The organism is Nonomuraea jiangxiensis, from assembly GCF_900099965.1.
In the GTDB taxonomy this organism is placed as follows: Bacteria; Actinomycetota; Actinomycetes; order Streptosporangiales; family Streptosporangiaceae; genus Nonomuraea; species Nonomuraea jiangxiensis.
Genome location: NZ_FNDJ01000003.1, coordinates 297159 through 319248 on the forward strand (window position 1 = coordinate 297159; position 22090 = coordinate 319248).

Sequence of the window (22090 nt, forward strand, 5' to 3'; positions counted from 1 at the left end):
CCTAGACCGCCGGGTCCTCGGCCCTGTAACCCTCGCTGCGCCTGCCTTTCCTGGCCCCCGGCGTGATCTCTGGCGGGTGTCGGAGGGTGGCCGGATGGCCGATGGGGGTCGGTCGGATGGCCGATGGCCGGGGCCGGGCGCTCGGCCACGATCGCTGACATGAGGCAAATCGCGATATTCGCGGCATGCGCATCGGTGGTGGCCCTGGCGACGGGCGGATGCGGGGTGGACCTGGACGCGGACGAGGTCCACACCGCCCGGTCGTTCTCCTTCACCGGGACCGAGCTGAAGATCAGATCCTCGCTGGGCGGCCTCCGCGTCCTGCCGGGCACCGGCGGAGCCGTCGTGGTCGAGCGGTGGGTCCGCGGCAAGGCCGCCGGCGAGGGCAACGCCACCTGGTCGTTGCGGGACGGCACCCTCCGGCTCGGCGCGAACTGCACCATGATCCTCGGCGACTGCGGCGCCCGCTACCACGTCAAGGTCCCGCCCGGCGTACGGCTGTCGATCGACACGGTGGACGGCGTCATCCTGAAAGACCTCACCCAGGACGTGGACGTGTCCACCAGGGAACACATCCAGGTGTCGGGCGCCTCGGGCAAGCTGCGCCTGCTGAGCGAGGGCCCGATCACCGGGGAGCGGCTGAGGTCGGCGAACGTCAGGTGCAGGACCTCGGACGGCGCCATAAAGGTGACCTTCGACAGCCCGCCCACCAACCTCGACCTGCAGTCACGCGACGGCCGGGTGACCGCGACGGTGCCGAGGGACTCCTACGCGGTGACGACCGCGAGCAAGGAGGGCGAGGACCGTTCCGAGCTCAAGGACACCAAGAGCCCCCGTACCATCGTCGCCCGCAGCACCACGGGAGACGTCCAAATCCTGGCCCGCGGCGATCGCGCGGGCTCCTGATGGCAGGTGACCGACCCGGGGAGACTTGTCCTCGCGCCGGTCACCTGCCCACCTGCCTTCGCCTCCCGCTCACTCCCAGATGGCGGCGTACTTGCCGCCCTCGGCGTTCACCTGAACGGGATGCAGCCCCTGGTCCTTGAGCTGGTTGAACCGCACCTGGTAGCCGGAGCTGCTCATGTCGATGTAGTTGGCGTACCGGCGCCCGTCCTTGCGCCACACGGCCGTGTACGTGCCGTCGGGCGCCACGGCCACCTTGACCGGCCGAAACCCCTTGGCCTTCCTGGCCCGGAACTCGGCCTCGTACTTCTGCCGGGAGTAGCCGTAGGTGTAGTACCAGGCTCCACCGGTGTTGGCGGTCCACACGCCCACGTAGCGGACGTCACCCGGAGTGCCGTACGCGTCCACGGAGGTCAGCGCGAGCCCCTGGGCGACGGCCTGCTTGTTGACGGCGCCGAACCGTTCCGGCGTGAGGTTCGACTTGGTGAGGAAGCTGCCGCCCTTCTTCTCCCAGATCGCGGTGAAAACGGCGGAGTCGCCCGACCCGGTGGCCGAGACCGAGACCGGCTGCGCCCCGTCCTTCAACCCGGCATCGAACCGCTTCTGGAACCCGCCGGGCGACATGCCCTGCCAGATGCCCCATTCGGTCGACGATCCGTCCTTGAGCCACACGGCCGCGTACCGCTCACCGTCGGAAACGTTTACCGTGATCGGCCGATATCCCTGGGCCTTGAGCCTCTTCACCTGAGCCTCGCTCTGGGCGGGGCTGACGTTGTGGTAGGCGTACCAGGCCGGGGCCGCCTGGGCACTCGCGGTGGGCACCGTCGCCACGGCCGGAGCCGCGACACCGGCCAGTAAAGATGCGACGACTGCGACTTTCCTCGTGGTCCGCATGACCCTCCCATACAGGTTTCTTTACGTGTTCATGGGGATGGGGACCGACCCTAACAGCAGTTCCTGACGGCCCGCTGGCAACCTGTCATGACAGGACAAGCCATCACGCCTCGCCGGTGGGGGCCTGGCAGGATTCCGGCTGGGCGGCGGCCCCCCGGGCGGTACGGTCTCAAGTGACCGGCAGGTGGACATTCCGCGCCCCAGCATCCACGATGGGGCTGTCGAGTGATCTCATGGAGGTGCCATGAAGACCCCCCAGCTTCCCGGGCCCGTCCGGCGGGTGGCCGCGTGCGCCGCCACCGTTCTCGCCACCCTGGCCCTGGCCACCCCGCCCGCCCAGGCCGCCGATCCGGCGCCCGACGCGACGGTCGTCCGGACGCCGCAGGGCGCAGGCTGCCACTTCGCCGACGTCTGACCGATGGCGGCCCTGACCCGGCCGCCATCCTGACCAACCTCGACGCCGCAGGAGCTACGACGCCTGTCAGCCGAGCTTCTCGAAGGGCGTCGGCGCCTGCCCGGTCCAGCGGTAGAGCTGCGCGTGGCTGGTCTGCTTGGTCACCCCGTTCTCCTCGACCGTGCCTGCCCTGGAGACGTAGTAACGCCCACCGCCCAGCGAGATCAGCCCGTACTCACCGGTGAACTCCCAGCCCCTGACGCCCGAGCCCGCGTCCTGAAGCCCACCCGGCGCCAGTGTGAGCAACTCGCCGCGCTCGGGCCGGGGCTGCCCCACGATGTCGCCCTTCTTCGGCCGCGTGGCACCGTTCACCATGAAGAACGAATAATTGGGGAACTGCGGCTTGGTGCCCTTGTAGACGGCCATCATCCAGTTGCCGGTGTATTCGTCGTACTGCAGGTTCTGCACCCCGTAGGTCGTGTTGCCGGTGTAGAGGAAATACTTGCCGTCCACCCGCTGGGGACCGCTCTTGTGCGGGGCGCTCTCGGTGAGCGGCTTCTCGTACGTCTTCCACGTGTCGATGTCGTACTGGAGCAGCACCTGGTGGTCGTTGTCCGACCGGGTGGTGTTGGCGTAGACGCCGTAGGCCACGGTCAGCCGCTGCTTGCCGTGCTTGTTCCCGAACTCCGGCCCGAACGAGACCCCGTCGATGCCACTGCACCCGTACCGGTGATCGGGAGTGTTGCCCACGTTGCCGTCGAACGTGCCGTCCCCGTTCATGTCGGCCACGTAATCCGACACGACCTCCTTCAGGTAGACCGTGCTGACCACGTCGCTGGTCTGGGCGTCCATGTTCATGCTGGTGATGCGGTCGACATCGAAGATCGCGATGTAGAACGACTCCTGCGCCTTGTACTCCAGGGAGCCGTACACGCGGCCGTCCCTGGTGTTGAAGTCCAGGTCACCGAGGTGCCCCGTGAAGCCCGTCACCGAGCCCACCGGGTTGCCCTTGAGGTCGGTCTTGACCAGAAGGTTGGTGAAGGAGAAGTACATGTACCCCTTGCGCTGGTCGATGGCGATGCCCTGCACGTGACCGGAGGCCCAGGCGCCGCCGTAGATCTCGTTCGGCAACTCCCGTGGCCGGCGGTCGTCCGCGACGGCCGGCGGGGTGATCAGGCCCAGCGAGGCGGTGGCGGCCAGGGCGAAGGTCAGGACTTTGCGCATGTTCCGGTACCCGTCTTCCGTTAATGATCATGCCGAAACCCGACGTTATACCGACCAAATGCCGCTGTCCGACAAACAGGCGAACTACCAGTGAAGATCACCGGAAGCCCGCCGCCGACCCTCGCCTCACGGTCGCCCACAGCCTCGGGCCGGGATCGATTGATATGTCGCCGTAACTGCCCTCTCACATTTCCCGATATCGGACGGGGAGGCATGAGGAGCTTGACGACATCCATCGACACCGATCTTGACGGCTCGCCCGAGCCCGAGATTCCGCCCGAGCGCCCCCGCGCGCGCCCCGGAACGACCCGGCGGACCCGCATTCTGGCCCTGCTTCTCGCCTGCGCGGCCGGCGCCGCCTTCGTCTATCTCGACCTCAACTACAAGCCCGCCGCGAGCCCGGAATGGAAACCCGGCCCATTCGAGCCACCAGTTCAGTACGCATTCGTTCCCGAAGATTCGGCCTGCCATGATTCCATGCCCACCAAACCCGAGGGCGCCGAACCGGAACTGGTGACGTGCACCGACTGGCACCTGCACGTGAACTACCGGAGAGGCGAGGGCAAGCGGGAGCTGAACATCCCGTACGGCGTGGGCTGCGGCGGATTCGACACCGACGAAGACGACTGCACCAGCGACATCCCCCTCTTCGACGCGGCGAGCCAGGTCCGAACGACTGCCGGCGAGCTTCGGGGCGTGCCGCTGGCCATCACCCCGGACGGCCATTCCATCGCTTACTTCAGCAACACGTGGAAGCGGTACCTCGGATGGGACCTGCGTACCGGAAAACGTACGGCCATCTCCCCGCCCCTCGACGCAAAGGCGTTCAACGACCTGCTGAGTGTGGAGGTCTCCCCCGACGGCGCCTTCTACGCGCTCGCGTTCTCCGGAAACCGGCCGCGGCTGCTGATCACCGAGTCGGCCACCGGCCGGACCACCACGCTGCCCGGCTTCTGCCAGGTGTTCGGCGTGAGCAGAGCCGCTGAGGTGATCGCGGCTCGACGAGTCTGCCGAGAAAACGGCACCGTCACCATCCTGGATCGCCGGGGTTCGGTCACCGCCGAATGGCCGGGCGGCGATTTCGTGGGCGACCTCTCCCCGGACGGCCGAATGCTTCCCGAGGTGCTCACCACCTTCGGCGAGGACGGCAAGGAATTTCTCGTCCTCCGCGCTGCCGAGACCGGCGAAATCGTACGCAAGCTCGAACTTCGGCTCCTGTCGGAGCCCAGCGACGCGATCGGGCACGGCTGGCTCGACACCGACGAGTACATCGTCAACGCCGAGGCTCCAGAGCCTGGTGGAGGCTCATTCGGCTATTACCGGGTCAATGTTCGGACCGGCGATTCCCAGCGCCTCCGCCAACTCCCGCTGGAGCTCGGCCAGGCGGTTTCACTCGGCGACGTACGCAAGGGACGATGACCCCGGGTCGCCGCGGGCTCTCCCGCATGCCACCGACCGGAGCTGCGAAAACAACTTGATCACCTCGATGGGCGGCGATTACGCTCGCGGGCGTCTCGCGCCATTCCCTGGCGCACAGAACCAGAGCTTGGAGGCGGCTGTGGCCATGCCGAAAAAGGGCACGAGGCTCATCACCGTTGACGGCACCGCCTATCGCTGGCGTGTCAGCCACCGGCCGTCCTACAGCCAGGGCAACAGCTGGAGCCCGCTCACGTTCGCCGTCGAACGAGCCGAAGAACCCGGATGCGTTCTCGTGGTGTCACTCCCCTGCGCCCGGCCGGACAACTGGGCAGGCGAGCGAACGATCGCGGTCCGTCCCGTCCTCGTCAGCGGATGCGTCCGGCGGGCCGTCGAACAGGGATGGAAATCGCGGCGACCAGGCCCGGCCTTCGCCCTCACCATCACCGAGGACGACCTGACCGAGCTCCTCGGCGAACCGCCTCGATATCTGGTCCCTTTCCTCTGGGGAATGATCCCGGAAGGCGGCGGCATCCAGGACCTCCCACGCTGCACCCAGATTCGGGGCGGCAGCGACTGATCGATATGTGTTCCACTGGCTGAATGGCAAGCGCGATAACGGGGATCATCGCCGTCCTGGGAACCTTGCTCGGGGTCACCGTCACGTACGTGTTCCAGGCTCGTACGGCAAAACAGGCCCACCAGACCGCACGAGAAGAACGACTCTGGCAGGAGCGGTTGACCACCTACAGCACCTTCGCCGGCGCGTTGACCGACTTCCGGAACAGCCAGAACGACCGATGGCAACACGAGCGACAAGACCCACGCAGCCAGGCATTGACAGCGGCACAGGACGAGTCCCGCCGCAACCGAGCCGAAGCCACCTCGGCCCTTTTCCGGCTGCGCCTCTTGGCGAACGGCACACTCAGCGAACTCGCCTCCGCCGCACTCAAACTCACCGAGGAAATTCCGCAGGCCGCCGACGAATATGACAGGAGAGACCGGGAACGCAAAGCCCGCCACGCCCTGGCGAACTTCACAGAGGCAGCAGCCGCCCAGATAACGGGAGACCGATAGCCGGCAGGGGCGACATTTGTCCAAGACCGGCAGCCGCCGGCCCAGGCATCATCGCCCGCATGAACAAGTACGACATCCAATACGCCCAGGGGATGCACGTGGTCCACGACGGCCCGCGGCAGGCGCCCCCGCTGTTGCTCATCCACGGTTCGGGGGCCTCGGGCGCCTGCTGGAATCCGCTGGTCCCGGCCCTCGCCGGCCACCACCACGTCATCCGGGTCGACCTCCCGGGCTGCGGCAAGTCACCGCCCGCGCCGTCGTACGACGTGCCCGACCAGGCGGGCCGGGTGGCGGCGCTGCTCGACGACCTCGGCCTTCCTGCCATTGCCGTGGTCGCGCACTCCAGCGGCGGCTACGTCGCCACCGCGCTGGCCGAACAGCGCCCCGACCTGGTGGGATCGCTCGCGCTGATCAGCAGTGGCCCGCGTCCCGATGCGCTGCTCAGGCAGCCGTTCATCCTCCGGGTGCTGCTGGCCCCGCCCCTCGGGCCGCTCGTGTGGTCGAGGCGTACGGACGCGATGATCCGCAACGGCATCAGCGCGACGGCCGCGAGCCCGGTGGAGGTCCCGGACGACTTGGTCGCCGACCTGCGGGACATGACGTACCACACGACCAGGACGGTGTTGCGCCGGAACACCGCCTACATCACCGAGCGGAGCGTGCCCGAGCGGCTCGCCGCTCTCGACGTCCCGGTGCTGGTGATCTTCGGCGCCGCCGACCGCCGCTGGGATCCGGCGTCCGCGCACCAGTACGACGTGGTGCCGAACGCACGGATCGAACTCCTGCCCGGCGTCGGCCACCTGCCCATGCTGGAGGCCCCCGAGACGACCGGCAGACTACTCCTGGCCTTCACGACACCAGCCCTCTGACAGGCCGCCCCGGGAACCTAGACTGGTTCACGTGCTGTCGCCCGGGCCACCACTCGACTGGACGCGGGTGGACGTCGCGGTCCCGCCCCCGTCAGCTCGGCTGCCGGGCATCACCATGGCCGGATTCCGCCAGCGTGTCCCCGCACACGTGAACATCACCATGGTCGCCCACCCCTCCATCACCCTGCTCATAGACCTGAGCGAGGGAGAGGGCGCCGTCTACGCGACCCAGGGCCGGCAGGAGCGCGGCAGTGTCGTCGTCGGACTCCTCCCCGGCGACCTTCGGGCAGCCGGCCGCGGGGTCGGCGAGTGCCTCCAGATCCGGCTGGAGCCGACCGTGGCGGCCGCGGTGCTCGGCGCGTCAACCGAGCTCAGCGGAACGCTGGCGCCCCTCGACGCGATCTGGGGCCGCGACGCCGAACGAGCCGAGACCAGCCTGCGCGCCGCCACGTCCTGGGACGAACGGTTCACGATCGCCGCGGAAATCCTCGGCCGGCGACTGGGCACCCGCCCACGGGTCGATCCCGAGGTCGCCCACACCTGGCGCCGAACGCTCACCAGCCGGGGGCGGGTACGCATCAACGGCCTGGCGGACGAGATCGGCTGGAGCCGCAAGCGCCTGTGGGCCCGTTTCCGCTCCCAGCTCGGCATCACGCCCAAACGCGCCGCCCGGCTGGTGCGGTTCGACCACGCCGCCCACCTCCTCGCCGCCGGCCACCCCGCCGCCCACGTCGCCACCGAAAGCGGCTACGTCGACCAGTCCCACCTCAGCCGCGAAATCAAGTCCTTCGCCGGCCTCACCCCCACGGCCATGGCCACCGCACCCTGGCTCGCGATCGACGACATAGCCTGGCCGCCCCCACCACCCTGCGGTTGAACAGCCCGCCGGCCACGCTTGAGAAACCCGGTTCTTCGGCCGAGATCCATCACGCCAGCAGGGCGCGCCAGCGGTTGGCCGACTCGATGATGTCCAGGCTGACCCGCTCCAGGAACGCCGCCGTCTTGGCCAGCCGCTGCCCCACGGGGCTGTCGAGCCCGTACGTCTCCGCTATCGCCATCGTGGCCTGCGCCGTCTCAAGAGTCTGCCGCTCGCTGATCACGATGGAGTGGTACCAGGCGTCGTCGTCGATCACGTAGATGTCGCGACGCCGCCGAGGATCGCGCTCGCGCCGGACGAACCCGTGCCGGACCAGGTAGTTCACGGCCACGGAGACGGAGGCCGGACTGACCTGCAACCGGCGGGTCAGCTCGGCCGCGGTGCGCCGGCCGTCCTCCGACAGCATCAGGTCCTGGTGCACGCGCGCGGTCATCCTCGGCATTCCCGCGCCGACCACCATCTCGATGAGCTCCTCCTCCATCGTGCCGCCCGGCGATCCGGCCGCGCGCGGTGGTGCGGACGTGCCGTCCTGCGAAACCGCCGCGCGCGGTGGCGCCGGCGTGCCGCGCCGCGCCCGCTGGATCGTCGCCTGGTGCGCCTGCTGGGGCCGGTAGCCGGCGGGGCCGCCGTTGCGTGCGATCTCCCGGGTGATCGTCGAGGTCGGCCGGTCGAGCCGCCTGGCGATCTGACCGTAGGAGAGCCCGTCGGCGAGTCCGGCCGCGATGCGCTCGCGGTCCTGCTGGGTCAATCGTCCTCCTGGCATGCCGGCAGTATTGCCTTCGCCGCCAGTCATTGCAACACATTGTTGCTTTCGAGCGCAGCGTCATTGCACCAATTTATCCGCATTTATCTGCACAAACGCCTTTCACTCAATTGACGCAACCCTGAACGCAACATAGCTTTCGAAGCGCACCGAACACGTACTATCGCGAAACGAGGACCGACCATGAGCGAATCCCTCCACACCACCAGGACCACCGAAGCCGGGCAGGACCGTCCGGAGCTGGAGAAGGCCATCCAGGCGTTCGTCGATGCCGGTTTCGCCGGGATGCAGATGCGCGTGAACGATGAGCGGGGCGAGTGGGTCGGCAGCGCCGGGGTGCGCAAGCTGGGGGCGAGCGCGAACCCGCCGACGAACGGGCGGTTCCGGGTGGGCAGCAGCACCAAGACCTTCGTCGCGACCGTGATGCTGCAACTGGTGGCCGAGGGCAAGGTCGAGCTGGACAGCCCAGCGGCCGGCCGCCTGCCCCAGTTCGGGCTGGACCCGCGGATCACGGTGCGGATGTTGTTGCAGCACACCAGCGGGTTGTTCAACTACACCGGCGAACACCACCCCGAGGTCGAGACCGGGCTCCCCGCGGTGGGCAAGGAGTGGGTGGACAACCGGTTCCGCACCTACCAGCCCGAGGAGCTGGTGCGGTTCGCATTGTCCAAGCCGGCCCGGTTCGAGCCGGGGACGGAGTGGAGCTACTCCAACACCAACTACACGGTGGCCGCGCTGCTGATCGAGCAGGTCACCGGCCGCCCCTACGCCGAAGAGCTGCGGCAACGGATCCTGGAGCCGCTCGGACTGCGGGGCACCGTGGCGCCAGGCGCCCAGCTCGACATCCCCGGGCCGCACGCCCACGGCTACTCCCGCTACCAGGACGCCGGCCAGTGGAAGGTGGTCGACGTCACCCGCCAGAACCCCTCCCTCCTGTACGCCGCCGGCGACATGATCTCGACCACCGATGACCTCCACACCTTCTTCTCCGCCCTGAACAGCGGCAAGCTCCTGCCGGCCTGGCTGCTGACCGAGATGCGCACGCCACACCCCAGAAGCGGCGCCCTCGTCTACGGCCTCGGACTCTCCGTACAGGATCTGGGCCCAAGCGGCGGCACCGTCCTGCACCACAACGGCAGCGCCCCCGGAGGCTACGGGGCACTGATGTACAGCACACCCGACGGCCGAAACACCCTGACCGCCTCGCTGACCGGCGGGGACGCCGCAATCGACCCCATCGACCTGATCAAGGAGTTCGCCGGGTTGCAGGACAAGCTCATCAAGGAGGTGTTCTGCAACGGCCAGGCCGGGCCGAGCAGCCACAACCGCTCCACGATCCCATCGGGGACGAAGCCGGCCGAAGGGGATGCCTGATCAGCCGTGGCGTGACCCTGCGGGCAGACTGGTCGCCTCCAGGGCTTGCCGCCACCGGAGCCGTGTAATCAGTTCGCCGGCGTGAGCCCCTCCGCGATCTTCTTCAACTCGGTATTGACGGCCTCGGCACCGGAGAACTCCTTGGCGTACGTAGGGCTGAACATGATCGCGGCCCGCTGCTCGGCCCCCATGGTGAGGAAGAGCGTCGGAGTGCCCTTCCCACCGTCCTCGCCGACGTCCTGAACGACCAGGTAGCCGGTCCGGTCGCCAAGGATCACCTCTTCGCCTTCGCCCTCGTCACGGTATCGCTGGATCTGGCTGTCGATGTCCTGGACGGCCGCTTCCTCGTACATGTAGATCTGGACACAGTAGAAGCCGTTCTTGTCGCCGTCGAAGTTGTACGCGGTCGAGTAGCTGTCGCCGAAGTCCACCGACCAGTTCGACCATTTCAGCCGCTCGGGCAGATACCCCACCTTGACGTGCCCGAACTCCCTTCCGTCGCCCAGGTCTCCGAGCTCCGGCGGAGCGGAAGCGACCGGCGGGGTGTCGTCGATGGCGGGCGGCTCCGGGGTCGCGGAGATCGAGGGCGCCTGCCCGGTCGTGGCCACCGAGTTGAGGGTCAGATACCCGACGGGCGCGGCGGTGATCACGGCGACCGATGTGGCCAGTGTCAGGACCCGGGCCCTGTTCCTCGTTGCCCGCGAGGAGCGCATCACCCGCTCCGCCAGGTCGGGCGCGGCGTGCAGCCTCGCGGTCTCGTCCGCCATGACCTGGCGGATCGTCTCCTCAAGCGTGGGCATTCCCGATCATTCCCTCCACTGATTCCCGGCCGAGCCCCGAACGGAGCTTGGCCATGGCCTTGGACGCCTGACTCTTGACGGTCCCGATCGAGCATCCGAGCACCTCAGCGGTCTGCGTCTCGCTGAGGTCCTCCCAGTACCGCAGGACGATCACGGCACGCTGCCGGGGCGGCAGGGCGCGCAGCGCCTCCATGAGCACGTGGCGCAGGTCGACGTCGGTCGCGCGGGCCGACCTCTCCGGCGGGCTGTGCATCGGGATGATGCTGAGGATCGCCCGGCGGCGGGCGCGGCTGATGGCGGCGTTGATGATGACGCGGCGTACGTAGGGCTCGGGGCTGTCGCGGTGTACGCGGTCCCAGTTCCTATAGGTACGCTCCAGCGCCGTCTGCAGCAGATCCTCGGCCTCCGTTTCGTCACCGCAGGCGAGATAGGCCATCCTCAGCAGGCTCGTGGCACGCGCCGCCACGAAGGCGCCGAAGTCGAGCTCCACGTCGCTCACGGCTGTCTGTCCGATTCCATGCCTCCTAATACGCCTCAGCCTTTCCAACCGTTGCCCACCCGCGAAAAACACTTCACGGGCAACCATTCAGGTGGTCCCAGGCGTATTGCAGGTCGTCACTTCGAATCCGCAGGAGGAACCATATGAAGGCCGTGACCGCGACGACCCGGTCGCTGATCGCCATAAGCGCCGGCCTGGCCTTGGGCGTTACCGGTCTCCTGGGCACGCCGCCGGCGACCGCCGCGGCTCCACCCGAGGGCGCCTACTGGCATTCCAGGACACTGATGACGAACACCCACCCTTGGCGCTTCGGCTCCAAGTCGCACCCCTACTCGCTGGTCCAGCGGCGAATCTCGGAACACTGGAACTCATCCGACGGCCGGGAGTGGGTCGGGTTCCGAGAGCTCGGGACGCTGCCGAAGAGCGCGGCGGACAAGAAAGCCTGGCAGCGTGACGGCTCCCCCACCAAGTGGAGCGAATCGATCGACGGCAAGACCGTGAAGCTGTCCACCGAACCCGCCAAGGGCAGCATGACTCCCGTACGGGATGAGAACTCGTTCCGTCTCGCGGGGCAGCGGCTGACCTACGACGAGGTGCAACGCCTGCCCGCCGACCCGAACAACCTGAAGGACTGGCTCACGCGGGCGGGACAGGCCAGCCGCGTACCGGACGGCTCCCTCGACCGCTGGGTCACGAACACCCTGCCGCAGATCCTGCACTCCATCCCCGCCCCGAAGGAGGTCCGCACCGCCGCCTACCAGGCGTTGCTGACGATGCCGGGCGTCCGCGCCGACGGCAACACCAAGGACACCCTGGGGAGATCCGGAGCCGCCATCCTGATCGACTTGACGAGCAAGGAGCAGAGCAAGGACTCGACCAAGCTCAGGCTGATCATCGACACCGGCAAGATGGTGCTGTTGTCGCAAGACCAAACGGTCATGTGGAACGGCAAGACGCTCGAGGGCAAAACCCACAACCAAACGCTGCTGGAAGTCGGCTGGACCAACTCCCAGCCGACCGTACCAGCTCTACCTTGACAGATCACCGTCTGAATTCAACACCGGGCGATCGGGACTTTCGTTCACCGGACGCCTTGCGGGGAAACGTTCAGACCATGCGTACTGGGCACTCACGGTGAAAGAAGGTCTCCGTCACGAGTGAATTTCCTGCACGCGCAGCACATATCCAAAGGCTCAGCAGTGTGGCCGGCCTGAGGTGGGACAGGCTCTCAAGGATCGAGGCGACACCGGACACGCGCTACGAGTCGGGGCAGCTCCTGAGGGCTGAGGGCATCACACCTGAGCAGACGCGCACGTGACCCAAGTCTGGGCGGCACCGCCGAGGTGTGGGTCAGTCGTCCCAGCCGGGTGGGGGCCGAGCTCGCACAACGCGCGGCTGGACAGGCTGACGGTCAGCCGGGAGGCCACGCTCTGAGCCTGGTCAGGATTGGTGACGACGTGGTCCGTGTCATTTTCGTGGCCAGGCCACGTGCCTCGGTCGATCCAGATCGTCGTGGGAGAGAATCCCGGCGTGGCAGAGATGGGCGCATGACGAAACGCCAGCATCTGATCCGTAGTCGGGTACCGCTGGATGGGGAAACGTGGTGGGACAGCTCGTCGCCCGAGCAGGGGTAGCCGGCCTCAACGATGCTTGGATCTGGTTGGTGCCCTCGTAGATTTGGGTGCTATCAGGCCGTGCATTTCAGATACCGCGAAGATCAGCGTAAGCGGGCTGCTGAGCAGGCAATCTGCCTATGGTCGTCTCTCGTTACTTCCTGGCGGCTTTCGGGGCTTTCGGAACAGCGACGGAACAGGAGACCTCACCCGCCAGGAGGCCAGGATTGGCCAACTCGCAGGTACATCGGGCTCAATTGGCTGAGCTCCTGGAAGAACTCGCGTTCGTCCGTTCGCTGCGCCAGTTGGAACAGGTGCCGAGCCCTCTCCTGCAGCCGGTGGCGCTTGCTGTGGTGGCAATCGCCGCAGTGCCACTGTTCGTCCCGGTGCGGGTGGCAGGTTGGATCGGCTTCACCTTGATCAGGCCCGCTGGATAGCGACCGCTTCGCCCGGCTTGACCTGTACTATCCTGGCCGCTCCGCAAAGGCTCAAACATTGAGGATTTCGCCATGCCAGTCCTGTGGGCCGCATTAGCGATTGTCGGTGCCATCTGCCTGCTTAATCTCTTGCTCACCATCGCAGTGATCCGGCGCCTTCGAGAGCACACCGAGCTGATCAACCGAGGAAACGCGCAGGCCTCCGGGCAGGGCGAGATCACCCTGCCCGCCGGAGCCCGGGTCGGCGACTTCCGCGTCGTGACGGGCGACAACCGGGAGGTGACCCGTGATGATCTTCGGGAAGGCCTGCTCGTGGCCTTCTTCTCGCCGCGTTGCCCGTCCTGCGAGGAGCAGAAACCCGCCTTCGTACGGTACGCGTCCGGCTTGTCAGGCGGGCGCGACGATGTGATAGCAGTGCTGCTGGGCTCGCCCGAGGAGTTGGAGGGCCTGCGCGAGGAGCTGAGCGGGGTCGCGCAGATTGTCATCGAGGCGGACGTCGAGGGCGACATGTCCACGGCATTCGGCCTCAGCGGATACCCGGCCTTCTGCCTTATGGGCCAGGACGGTGTTCTCGCGGTGACGGGTTACCGGGTCGACATCCTTCCTGGGTACGTAGCCCTGTGACCACCGGCATACGGGTGGCCGGCGCCGCCTGGCGGCTGGCCTGGCGGGTCGCGGCGCGTACGACCATCGCTCAGTTCGTGCTGACGGTGCTGGGCGCAGGCGCGCCCGTCGCCGTGGCTTGGCTGACGAAGGTTGTCTTCGATCAGCTGAGCGCCCCCGGGGGCCCCGCGGACCTGATGTGGCCGATCATCGGTCTGGTCACCGCAGGCGTGATGACGGCGGTGCTGGCGCAGGTGCTGCACTACCTGCGGGCCGAGCAGGGACGGATCGTCGCACTCGCCGCCCTCGACCAGCTCTACACCGCGGTCAACAGGTTGGTCGGTCTGGGGCGGTTCGAGGACCCGCAGTTCGCGGATCGGCTGCGCTTCGCCCGTCACGCCGGCGGGTCCGGACCGGTCGAGATCATGACCGTGAGCTTGAACCTGCTCCAGCAGGTCCTGGTGACCGCGGGGTTCGTCGTCTCACTGGTCACCGTCAGTCCTGCTCTGGCGCTCGCCGTCCTGGTCGGTACGCTCCCCGCCGTCGGCGCCGAGTTCGCGCTCGCGCGCCGGCGGGCCGAGGCGATGAATACCGTCGGACCGACCGAGCGGCGCGAGTTGTTCTACGGCCAACTGCTCTCCGATGTCGACGCGGCTACCGAGATCAGACTGTTCGGCGTCGGTTCCTTTCTCAGGGAACGGATGCTCCGCGAACGCCGTACCGCGAACCAGGTGCAGCGGGCGATGGACCGGCGGGCCCTGAGCACGGAGGCGGGGCTCACCATGCTCTCAACCGCGGTTGCGGGCGGCTGCCTGGTCTGGGTGGTCAACGCCGCGGCCAACGGAACGGTAACCGTAGGCGACGTGGCCATGCTGGTCGCCGCGGTCGCCGCAGTGCAGACGGCTTTGCTCGGCATGGTGCGCGATGCAGCGGGAGCGCACACCCAGCTGCTGATGTTCAGTCACTACCTCGCCGTCGTAGAAGCGGAGCCGGATCTGCCGGTGCCGGCCCGCACCCGTCCGGTGGCACCGTTGCGGCACGGCATCGAGCTGCGTGACGTCTGGTTTCGGTACCGTGAGGATCTTCCGTGGGTACTGCGCGGCGTCAGCATAACGATCCCAAGCGGCCAGGCGGTCGCCCTTGTCGGTTACAACGGTGCCGGTAAGAGCACGATCATCAAGCTTCTGTGCCGCTACTACGACCCGGATCGTGGCGCGATCCTCTGGGACGGTGTCGACCTGCGGGACCTCGACCCGGTTCAGTTGCGCGCCCGGATCGCGGGAGTCTTCCAAGACTTCGTCTCCTATGAGTTGTCGGCCGCCGAGAATATCGGCATCGGTGATGTCGAGGCCTTGGCGGATCGGTCACGCATCGAGACCGCTGCGCGGAACGCGGGTGTGCACGACATCGTGCGCACACTTCCGCATGGGTATGAGACGCTGCTCAGCCGCACCTATTTCGCCGGCGACGACCTGAACGGAACCACACCGGGCACCATGCTCTCCGGCGGTCAGTGGCAACGTGTCGCCATCGCGCGCAGCTTCCTGCGCGGCGGTCGTGACCTGCTCATCCTCGATGAGCCGAGCGCACGACTCGACGCCGAGGCCGAACACGAGATCCACCAGGGCTTCCAACGGCTACGCAAGGGTGGCACAAGCCTGCTGGTGTCGCACCGGCTCGGCACGATCCGGGACGCGGACCTGATCCTGGTGCTCGACGCCGGCACCGTGGTGCAGGCTGGGCCACACGACGAGCTGGTGGAGGCACCAGGGCCCTACGCCGAGTTGTTCTCCCTCCAAGCCTCCGGTTATCGCGATTGACCGGAAACCTGAATTGATCTCTAATGTAGATCAAGACGGGTCAAGGCCAGACGATGCCTACCGGCTCTCCAAAGCGGCCCGTCATTCATGAGGGAGTAGAGCATGCTGCGACTCTTCAACACGCTCGGCGACCGGATGTTGTCCGCCTTCGTCCCGAAAGTCACTGCTCAAGCCGCCTGCACGACCTGGAAGGAATTCTGCTACTGCAGCGGTGTCTATTCCATATCCCGGTGGTGCGACCGCGGCTGCGACAGCAACCAGACGACCTGCGGGCCCTGCAATGTGCGGGGGGAACGCGGCAGCTGCTAGCTGACACGTAGGCGGGAGCGGGCCGCTGGCCGGAGTCGGTGGCCGCTTCCACGTGGCAGGAATGGCCATGATTCGGTTCATCGTCTTTCAACTTGCCGGTGGCCATGGTCCGTATGTCACTCGGCGTGCTCGGCGGCGTGGTGGGAGTTCCCGTCGCGGTCCGCGTATTCGCCGGTCGCTGTCGCCATGGCACCACGGGCCACGGAGGTGGTGGCGGTGACGGCCGGATTGCTACCGGCTGCCATCGTGCTCCGAAATACTCGCCGATTAGTGAGGCGTTCTCCGTGCAGGCCGTGATTGCAGTACTCCTGATAAGTTCCGGCGTGGCGGCCTTCGTCGCGGTGCTGCGGCGCAGGTTCGTGGTGGCCACTGTTACGGGCTTCAGCATGGCGCCCACCCTGCATCCCGGCGATCGTCTGCTGGTACGCCGGACATCCCTGTCCCGCCTGAGAGTGGGCGACATCGTTGTGGTCGTACCGGACGCGCGAATGGCGGGCCCGCGACCGCGTACCGGCTACGTGATCAAGCGGTTGGCTGCGGTACCAGGGGATCTCGTACCGGAGCACGTACCGTCGCCGTCGAACGCACACATCCCTCCGGGTTGGATGGCGATCCTCGGCGACAACCCCGACGCCAGCCGCGACTCGCGGGACTACGGCCTGGTCACTCAGAAGCGGCTCGTCGGTGTTGTCGTGCGCGCCATCGGCACCTGAGACCAAACACCCCTGAGACCGCGGCCTCCCAGATCTCCTATCGCGGTATACCGGCTGCTCCACGACAAACCCCGCCTCCCTCACCCGGGAAACGAGGTTTGAGCAAGTCAAGGCCTACTTGAGGAGTTGACGGGCCATGACCATGCGCTGGATCTGGTTGGTGCCCTCGTAGATTTGGGTGATCTCCGACGCCCGATCTGCCCATCTGGGCCGACTCTCCGATCAGGCTCCTGACCTGGTTCAATGCCTGGGGGTAGCTCGCATCACTTTCCACTGCTTTCCTGGTTCCCACGGAACAGCGACGGAACAGCCCGGGTCGGGGCGCAAGTACACGCCCCAACACTCGAACGCTGCCGGTGTCCTCGACGGGACAGATGCACTTATTTTGTCGTTCCCCAGCTTTATAGTGGAGCCTGGTCGAATATTGGGGTCGGCTACTTGCCGAAGCGCTGATCGGAGTGTGCGTGAGATGCTAGACCCGGCGACGATGGCGATCATCACTGGCGCGGCAGGAAACCTGGTTGCCTACATGCTCAATGGCCAGGTAGACGCCGCGCGTTCCCGAATTAAGCGCATCTTCCGAGGAGGAACCGAAGAGGAGCAATCTACTTCACTCCGCGCCGCAGAAGACGACTCGCTCGCCCTTGCTCGACGAGCAGCTTCAGAGGCCGACGTAAAGGCTCGATGGGGTGTACACCTCGCAGCGTATCTGGCCGAGCATCCCGAGATCCGGGCCGATCTCGAGGCCGTCGCACAGTCCACGCCCACAGCGAAGGAGACGATGAACGTCGGCGAGCAGCACAATCACGGTTCGGGCACCTTTATTGGCCGGGATAACTACGGTGGCATAACGACGCCCGGGGAATCCTGACGATGGTCACACATCCAGAGGGCGAACCATCTCGCGTCGAACAACATAACCACGGCTCTGGGGCCTTCGTCGGCCGCGACAACTACGGCACTATCAACGCCATCGACAAGACGACGCAAGCGATACTTGAGAAGCTCTCTCAGGAGGCGCCAGCACTTGCACGGCTCCTACGGAAAGCTCTGCGGGATGGCGTGGTGTCGCCCGACGTCGTCCATGCCCTCGAATACGCTGCCCGGAATATAAACGAGGATGTTGCAAATGCCCTCCTGTTCGCCGGTCGAAGTATAAACGAGGATGTTGCGCATTCCCTCCGTGCCGCAGGCGACAATATAAACGAGGATGTCGCCAGGACGCTTCTGAAGGCTGGGAACAAAATTAGCGAGGCACGCGAGTTCACCATCAGAATGGAGCGGGCACTAGAAGGATTTGAGAGAATCTCTGGGACTCTCAGCAGCTTAACTCGATCGCACGGCCGAAATAGTCTAATAGATCAATTGAACGAGACAGTCGATAGCATCAGGATTCACGCCGATCGCGTTGAGGGCGTAGTTACGCCACCACCAGCACAGATAGTCGTCAACTGGAAGCCAACCTTCTATGCATTCGTAATCGGATTTCTGGCCGGCATAGCCTTGCTTGCCTATTTGATACAGCGCTAACCGTATCAAATAGAGCTGAACATTTTTTGCCGCGTGGGAGCCAGTCCTGTTGAGCCCAGAGCTCGTTGATCGCGCTTGCGTGCTTACTGATTACCAGGGCAAATACTTGCCGCGTCTTCAGCTCATGGCGTGATGGCCCACAGATACCGTGTTGTGCCATGCGCAAGGAAGTAGTCACATACGCGCCGGACACCACGAGGTGTGACCATCCGCCCTTTCAGGCGGAACAATCACCTTGCTCGACTGATAGAGACCGTGGTCAGCCGCGTGTGTACGGTGGCGCGAATGTCGACGTCTCACGTCAGCCATGGTCATCGTGTGCAGAGGCCCGACGAAGGGGAGAGCCAGCGTCGACATCCACGCCTCGCTGGCGAGAGTCGGAGTGAGCGACCGTCACACAAGCAACCCATCCACTTCCTACGAGTGAAGAAGAGGACCATGAGCCAAGGTCAACGGTACAGCTCAACCGCATGACGCCGCACAAGACGATCAAGCTGCATGAGGTGACACTGCTGTAGTTCCGCGCTCTACCGCAGACCAGCAACCCCTCATATACGACAGGAAGCCGACCCTGAGCCCACGCCAGGCCCGAGCACCGGAAGTGGGGCGGCAGCCTCAAGACGGTTTGATGGATTGCAAGCCGACCATCCGACTGACATGACACTATTTGGTATTGAAAACTGATGAGAATAGGCAGTAAAGCAGTAGGCCAAATACATTATACAAGTGAAGCATAAATCTGACAAGAAATCGGCCACTTCGGTGGAAAGTTTTCCGCAGATTACGAGAGCTCCAGCATTTTCAACATGATGGATCGACAAATGCCAATATATCTATTAGACGAATGGCGCGCCATAATGCGTCATGAGGTCGCTCAACCATCGCCCGATTATGTCGTCATAGCCTTTCCAGACGATCGAATTCGAGACGAGTATCTACTCAAGGTATCGGATTGGCCAGAAATGGAGATCCGTCGAGTATTGGCAAATATGATAGGAGAATCGCGTGGTGCGAACCTTATTGACAAGCTTCGCATTCAAACCCTGAAAGCAATGGGGCCAGGCACTCTGCACCCGGATGGCTCATCCGAACCTCGCGAGTTCAGCGATTATGAGCGGAGGCTTATCCTCGCATTGGCGGGCAAGGGCAGTGAACCCGTTTGGCCCGGCCTTACTTGGGTTCTAGATCTGTTGCCACATTTTCCACGCGATGCAATCAATGCGCTCTCGGCATTCCTTCTTGCCCACGCCCAAACCCTCCCAGACCTGAGGATCGATGGGCTTAGTGATGCAATGACGCTTATTCGATATCGCTACATTATCGAGAGCTCGGTTGCCAGGAATGAGAAGGTTGCACTACTTCACAGTCTCGATCCTAGAGATATCGAACTCCTTGCTTCTGCCTTGTACTCCGAGATGGGCTATGAAGTACATATAACCGATCAGCAAAAGGACGGCGGATTCGACGCAGTCGCCAAAAACGAACAAGAGATAGTATACATTGAGTGCAAAAATTGGGTTGCCAAAGTAGATGTTGCAACAGTGCGGAGTTTTGCAGGAGTTGTGTTTAGTGGCGAGGCAACCCGTGGTGTGCTTATTTCAGTTTCCGGATTTACCGACAAGGGGCCAATGACTGCAATCGAATGGGTTGACGACCCAATGCGCCGAAGTCGCATCAAACTGTGGTCTGGTGAGGATTTCGTTCAGATGCTGAACGAACACTTGGGAGTAATGTGGCATTCGAGAGTCGATCGAATTATCGCGAACCAAAGAAGATTTTCCAGCTAAAGGAACAGAACGTGTTAGCTACGATAGGACTGAAAGTTGCGGTGTTTTGGATGCAGGTCCGTAGACCCACGATGAACGAATTGTGCCTATTACTTCTCCACGTCCTAGAACGGGGAAGACTGGATAGCGTCACTTCAGTCATGGTCGTCTGGTGGCAAGGGCTGGCGAAGAGAGCGGCAGTCCTACCACTCAACCATTGCGGCGAGGATTAGAGCCAGCGATTGTCACCGACTCAACTGAAAACTTCATGCGAGTAAAGCGAAGGATTTTAGCTTGGAGCCGGCGCTGCTGCTCCACTTTGTGATGCCGTACAAGACGATCAGGCTCTGAGGTGGTGCTGCACTCCCCTGCTGTACAGCAGACGACAGTAACCCACCTATCCGGTGGCAAGCCGACCCGGAGCGCAGGGCCGCCAGGCTCGAGCACCGGAAGCGGCGCGGCAGTAGCCCTTCCGCTTGTCAGGAGTCCGCGATCAGACCGACCAGGTACCTAACCATACCCCGGGCGCCCCTGCCGACGCGTGCGCGGCGGAAGAGTCTCAAGCACACTGGCAGCGAAATTACCTGCGGCGCTGCATCTGCTCGATGTATCCTGAAAGGGATTGTGCCCATAAGAGTATTTATAGCAATGAGGTTCAGTGGAGAGCATTGATTCTTTCGGAGAATTCTGGCTACCAGGCGACCCCGAGAGTAGACTTTCGGGTCGACTGCAGTTTGACGCAAAAAATGGAATAGAGCTAAAGCTAATCGGAAGATTTGAACGCATCCCGGATACCGCAAGCGCAGAGATTCGCCTCTTTGGCTTGATAGACAAGGCTGAGGTTACTCTAAATCGAGGTTACAGCAGAGGCACCTCTTTCAGCTCTCCAGGCGTACTACAGCAGAACATTTACTTCAATGAGCTGTTCCTTGGTTGGCACCTGGAGGATAGCACTCTTGCCTTTCAGTCAGTATCGCTTAAGCTAACCCAGCTTGCGTACTGGGTAGGCCGTAGCGGCATTACCTCTGATAGGCACGATAGCACCTCTACAACGCCGTCCCGATATGAGATTTCTTACACTCAACCTGAAAGCATCTTTTCTGATTATTCACGCGGTCGCGTGAGCCTGGAGCACGAATGGGCATATGATGTAGATCATCTTAGACGTGCACTCGTAACCCAAGACACGGCCTTTCGCATCGACTACTCCAGCCTCACGGAGTTTGACGAGATCCAAAAAGACATCGCCCGTCTATCAGATCTAGTAATGTTATGCATCGATAGGCACGTCGCCGTCGAAGGCATGTCACTTAGGCGGCCCGACGCCATTGCGCAATCAATCTCCGGTACGCCACTAGGCTATGAGCAGATCATCGAATACCGTGCGCCTCGCTTGAAACCAGCTACTAGCGACCACCGAAAACGCATTTATGATTTTGACATGCTCCTGACATTCTCGGAGCTCGGTGGTATCGACGCGGTCGCAAGATGGCTCGATGCATCACTCAAATTTCAGCGCTCCCTTTCCTCGCTCATGAGCGTACGCAATACAGACAGGATCTACGTGGAAAACAGATTCCTGAACGTTACGTACGCTGCTGAAGCTTTCCATCGGTTGACAGAGGGTGGATCGTACATCGCCCCCGACGAGTATGACGCAGTGCTTCAAGCCTATGCTGCAATCACACCCACTGAGCACCGCGACTGGTTTATCGACAAACTTAGTTATGGGAATGAGCCTCCTCTCAGCAAAAGAATGAGAAAGCTGGCCGCGCGCTCACGTCCTGCGACGCGCAATCTCATCGGTGATGCAGGCCGCTGGGCGCAGACCATTTCCCAGACCCGCAATGAGCTTACCCATCTAGCAGGGGATTCCCGCACTTTCAATAATGGAGACCTGTACTATCTTTCGGAGTCCGTCTACTCGGTTATGAGAGTATGTATGCTGCTAGAAAGCGGCGTTCCGGAGAGCGCACTCGCGGCCAAGTCCGACTGCAACGCCCTGAATTGGCATAAAGAGAGAATCCGCCAGGCGATTGACAATATCAGGGCCCAGTTCAAGTAACAGCCGAGAAGATAGACAAAATCGGCGCCGCCCCTACGATGGTTCAGCACGACGTGGCACACTGTACTACAACGGGTGCCAGCTACGAGCGGGCTCGGTGGTAATGGAGAAGCCCGGGGGCTATGAATCAAACGCCATCGCACA

General features: G+C 64.1%; 24 protein-coding genes and 1 pseudogene. 18 read left to right on the forward strand and 7 right to left on the reverse strand.

Annotated elements, in window-relative coordinates; genetic code table 11:
* Positions 1-159 precede the first annotated feature (159 nt).
* A complete protein-coding gene (locus tag BLS95_RS07640) occupies positions 160-906 on the forward strand; it encodes a DUF4097 family beta strand repeat-containing protein (RefSeq protein ID WP_143043617.1) in 747 nt (248 codons plus the stop codon).
* Positions 907-975: 69 nt separating this feature from the next.
* Here the strand turns inward: BLS95_RS07640 and BLS95_RS07645 are convergent, their stop codons facing one another.
* Complete coding sequence (locus BLS95_RS07645) at positions 976-1797, reverse strand: hypothetical protein (RefSeq protein ID WP_090930169.1); 822 nt, start codon at positions 1795-1797, stop codon at positions 976-978.
* A 244-nt stretch (positions 1798-2041) separates the two neighbouring features.
* Here BLS95_RS07645 and BLS95_RS55470 point away from each other — a divergent pair, with 244 nt between their 5' ends.
* Positions 2042-2212, forward strand: a complete 171-nt coding sequence (locus BLS95_RS55470) for a hypothetical protein (protein ID WP_176993065.1) — start codon at positions 2042-2044, stop codon at positions 2210-2212.
* A gap of 66 nt (positions 2213-2278) precedes the next feature.
* On the opposite strand, the gene BLS95_RS07650 is transcribed toward BLS95_RS55470, so the two are convergent.
* Positions 2279-3415, reverse strand: coding sequence for a hypothetical protein (locus BLS95_RS07650; protein ID WP_218135645.1), 1137 nt, complete (start codon positions 3413-3415; stop codon positions 2279-2281).
* A gap of 222 nt (positions 3416-3637) precedes the next feature.
* Here BLS95_RS07650 and BLS95_RS07655 point away from each other — a divergent pair, with 222 nt between their 5' ends.
* The 5 genes from BLS95_RS07655 to BLS95_RS07675 all read left to right on the forward strand — a co-directional run bounded on the left by BLS95_RS07655 (position 3638) and on the right by BLS95_RS07675 (position 7654).
* Positions 3638-4834 carry a WD40 repeat domain-containing protein gene (locus BLS95_RS07655; RefSeq protein WP_143043618.1) on the forward strand — a complete coding sequence of 399 codons (1197 nt, stop codon included), beginning with the start codon at positions 3638-3640 and terminating at the stop codon, positions 4832-4834.
* Between the two features lie 67 nt (positions 4835-4901).
* Positions 4902-5411 carry a hypothetical protein gene (locus BLS95_RS55475; RefSeq protein WP_176993066.1) on the forward strand — a complete coding sequence of 170 codons (510 nt, stop codon included), beginning with the start codon at positions 4902-4904 and terminating at the stop codon, positions 5409-5411.
* Positions 5412-5434: 23 nt separating this feature from the next.
* Positions 5435-5908, forward strand: coding sequence for a hypothetical protein (locus BLS95_RS07665; protein ID WP_090930171.1), 474 nt, complete (start codon positions 5435-5437; stop codon positions 5906-5908).
* Between the two features lie 59 nt (positions 5909-5967).
* Complete coding sequence (locus tag BLS95_RS07670; RefSeq protein WP_090930172.1) at positions 5968-6777, forward strand: alpha/beta fold hydrolase; 810 nt, start codon at positions 5968-5970, stop codon at positions 6775-6777.
* Between the two features lie 31 nt (positions 6778-6808).
* Positions 6809-7654 (forward strand): AraC family transcriptional regulator, encoded by an 846-nt coding sequence (locus BLS95_RS07675; protein ID WP_245764908.1) that lies wholly within the window; start codon positions 6809-6811, stop codon positions 7652-7654.
* A gap of 49 nt (positions 7655-7703) precedes the next feature.
* Here BLS95_RS07675 and BLS95_RS07680 read toward each other — a convergent pair whose 3' ends face one another.
* Positions 7704-8402 carry a GbsR/MarR family transcriptional regulator gene (locus BLS95_RS07680; RefSeq protein ID WP_218135646.1) on the reverse strand — a complete coding sequence of 233 codons (699 nt, stop codon included), beginning with the start codon at positions 8400-8402 and terminating at the stop codon, positions 7704-7706.
* Positions 8403-8600: 198 nt separating this feature from the next.
* Between BLS95_RS07680 and BLS95_RS07685 the strand changes: the two genes are divergently transcribed.
* Positions 8601-9791 carry a serine hydrolase domain-containing protein gene (locus BLS95_RS07685; RefSeq protein WP_090930175.1) on the forward strand — a complete coding sequence of 397 codons (1191 nt, stop codon included), beginning with the start codon at positions 8601-8603 and terminating at the stop codon, positions 9789-9791.
* A gap of 68 nt (positions 9792-9859) precedes the next feature.
* On the opposite strand, the gene BLS95_RS07690 is transcribed toward BLS95_RS07685, so the two are convergent.
* Positions 9860-10591, reverse strand: coding sequence for a hypothetical protein (locus tag BLS95_RS07690; protein WP_090930176.1), 732 nt, complete (start codon positions 10589-10591; stop codon positions 9860-9862).
* Complete coding sequence (locus tag BLS95_RS07695) at positions 10578-11090, reverse strand: SigE family RNA polymerase sigma factor (protein WP_245764909.1); 513 nt, start codon at positions 11088-11090, stop codon at positions 10578-10580. Before BLS95_RS07695 ends, BLS95_RS07690 begins: the two co-directional genes overlap by 14 nt.
* Positions 11091-11233: 143 nt before the next feature.
* On the opposite strand from BLS95_RS07695, the gene BLS95_RS07700 reads away from it, so the two are divergent.
* From BLS95_RS07700 to BLS95_RS53955, 5 genes are all read left to right on the forward strand, one after another.
* Positions 11234-12127 (forward strand): hypothetical protein, encoded by an 894-nt coding sequence (locus BLS95_RS07700; RefSeq protein WP_090930178.1) that lies wholly within the window; start codon positions 11234-11236, stop codon positions 12125-12127.
* An 803-nt stretch (positions 12128-12930) separates the two neighbouring features.
* Positions 12931-13140 (forward strand): hypothetical protein, encoded by a 210-nt coding sequence (locus BLS95_RS07705; protein WP_143043619.1) that lies wholly within the window; start codon positions 12931-12933, stop codon positions 13138-13140.
* A gap of 72 nt (positions 13141-13212) precedes the next feature.
* A complete protein-coding gene (locus tag BLS95_RS07710) occupies positions 13213-13764 on the forward strand; it encodes a TlpA family protein disulfide reductase (RefSeq protein WP_090930180.1) in 552 nt (183 codons plus the stop codon).
* Entirely contained in the window at positions 13761-15563 is a 1803-nt protein-coding gene (locus tag BLS95_RS07715; protein ID WP_245764910.1) for an ABC transporter ATP-binding protein, read from the forward strand. The genes BLS95_RS07710 and BLS95_RS07715 overlap by 4 nt, the downstream gene beginning before the upstream one ends.
* A 102-nt stretch (positions 15564-15665) precedes the next feature.
* The gene (locus BLS95_RS53955; RefSeq protein WP_143043620.1) at positions 15666-15872 is read left to right on the forward strand and encodes a hypothetical protein; all 207 of its coding nucleotides are present in this window, start codon (positions 15666-15668) and stop codon (positions 15870-15872) included.
* Between the two features lie 116 nt (positions 15873-15988).
* On the opposite strand, the gene BLS95_RS58935 is transcribed toward BLS95_RS53955, so the two are convergent.
* Positions 15989-16117, reverse strand: a complete 129-nt coding sequence (locus tag BLS95_RS58935) for a hypothetical protein (RefSeq protein ID WP_281249959.1) — start codon at positions 16115-16117, stop codon at positions 15989-15991.
* A 39-nt stretch (positions 16118-16156) separates the two neighbouring features.
* Between BLS95_RS58935 and BLS95_RS07720 the strand changes: the two genes are divergently transcribed.
* Positions 16157-16585, forward strand: coding sequence for a S26 family signal peptidase (locus BLS95_RS07720; protein WP_176993067.1), 429 nt, complete (start codon positions 16157-16159; stop codon positions 16583-16585).
* Between the two features lie 114 nt (positions 16586-16699).
* Here the strand turns inward: BLS95_RS07720 and BLS95_RS59775 are convergent.
* Positions 16700-16780, reverse strand: a pseudogene (locus BLS95_RS59775) (acyl-CoA dehydrogenase family protein); the annotation flags it as partial.
* 292 nt (positions 16781-17072) lie between these two features.
* Between BLS95_RS59775 and BLS95_RS53965 the strand changes: the two are divergent.
* From BLS95_RS53965 to BLS95_RS53975, 4 genes are all read left to right on the forward strand, one after another.
* Entirely contained in the window at positions 17073-17456 is a 384-nt protein-coding gene (locus tag BLS95_RS53965; protein WP_143043622.1) for a hypothetical protein, read from the forward strand.
* 2 nt (positions 17457-17458) lie between these two features.
* Positions 17459-18115, forward strand: a complete 657-nt coding sequence (locus tag BLS95_RS53970; protein WP_143043623.1) for a hypothetical protein — start codon at positions 17459-17461, stop codon at positions 18113-18115.
* An 806-nt stretch (positions 18116-18921) separates the two neighbouring features.
* On the forward strand, positions 18922-19902 hold the full coding sequence (locus BLS95_RS07725) for a restriction endonuclease (protein ID WP_090930182.1): 981 nt from the start codon (positions 18922-18924) through the stop codon (positions 19900-19902).
* A gap of 637 nt (positions 19903-20539) precedes the next feature.
* Positions 20540-21946, forward strand: a complete 1407-nt coding sequence (locus BLS95_RS53975) for an ApeA N-terminal domain 1-containing protein (RefSeq protein WP_143043624.1) — start codon at positions 20540-20542, stop codon at positions 21944-21946.
* Positions 21947-22090 lie beyond the last annotated feature (144 nt).

Excerpts from the sequence above, each read along its gene's own strand:
- BLS95_RS07640 (WP_143043617.1), top strand. The coding sequence starts at position 160 with ATGAGGCAAATCGCGATATTCGCGGCATGCGCATCGGTGGTGGCCCTG.
- BLS95_RS07645 (WP_090930169.1), bottom strand. The coding sequence starts at position 1,797 with ATGCGGACCACGAGGAAAGTCGCAGTCGTCGCATCTTTACTGGCCGGT.
- BLS95_RS55470 (WP_176993065.1), top strand. The coding sequence starts at position 2,042 with ATGAAGACCCCCCAGCTTCCCGGGCCCGTCCGGCGGGTGGCCGCGTGC.
- BLS95_RS07650 (WP_218135645.1), bottom strand. The coding sequence starts at position 3,415 with ATGCGCAAAGTCCTGACCTTCGCCCTGGCCGCCACCGCCTCGCTGGGC.
- BLS95_RS55475 (WP_176993066.1), top strand. The coding sequence starts at position 4,902 with ATGGGCGGCGATTACGCTCGCGGGCGTCTCGCGCCATTCCCTGGCGCA.
- BLS95_RS07665 (WP_090930171.1), top strand. The coding sequence starts at position 5,435 with ATGGCAAGCGCGATAACGGGGATCATCGCCGTCCTGGGAACCTTGCTC.
- BLS95_RS07670 (WP_090930172.1), top strand. The coding sequence starts at position 5,968 with ATGAACAAGTACGACATCCAATACGCCCAGGGGATGCACGTGGTCCAC.
- BLS95_RS07685 (WP_090930175.1), top strand. The coding sequence starts at position 8,601 with ATGAGCGAATCCCTCCACACCACCAGGACCACCGAAGCCGGGCAGGAC.
- BLS95_RS07690 (WP_090930176.1), bottom strand. The coding sequence starts at position 10,591 with ATGCCCACGCTTGAGGAGACGATCCGCCAGGTCATGGCGGACGAGACC.
- BLS95_RS07700 (WP_090930178.1), top strand. The coding sequence starts at position 11,234 with ATGAAGGCCGTGACCGCGACGACCCGGTCGCTGATCGCCATAAGCGCC.
- BLS95_RS07710 (WP_090930180.1), top strand. The coding sequence starts at position 13,213 with ATGCCAGTCCTGTGGGCCGCATTAGCGATTGTCGGTGCCATCTGCCTG.
- BLS95_RS53955 (WP_143043620.1), top strand. The coding sequence starts at position 15,666 with ATGCTGCGACTCTTCAACACGCTCGGCGACCGGATGTTGTCCGCCTTC.
- BLS95_RS58935 (WP_281249959.1), bottom strand. The coding sequence starts at position 16,117 with ATGGCAGCCGGTAGCAATCCGGCCGTCACCGCCACCACCTCCGTGGCC.
- BLS95_RS53965 (WP_143043622.1), top strand. The coding sequence starts at position 17,073 with ATGGCGATCATCACTGGCGCGGCAGGAAACCTGGTTGCCTACATGCTC.
- BLS95_RS53970 (WP_143043623.1), top strand. The coding sequence starts at position 17,459 with ATGGTCACACATCCAGAGGGCGAACCATCTCGCGTCGAACAACATAAC.
- BLS95_RS07725 (WP_090930182.1), top strand. The coding sequence starts at position 18,922 with ATGATGGATCGACAAATGCCAATATATCTATTAGACGAATGGCGCGCC.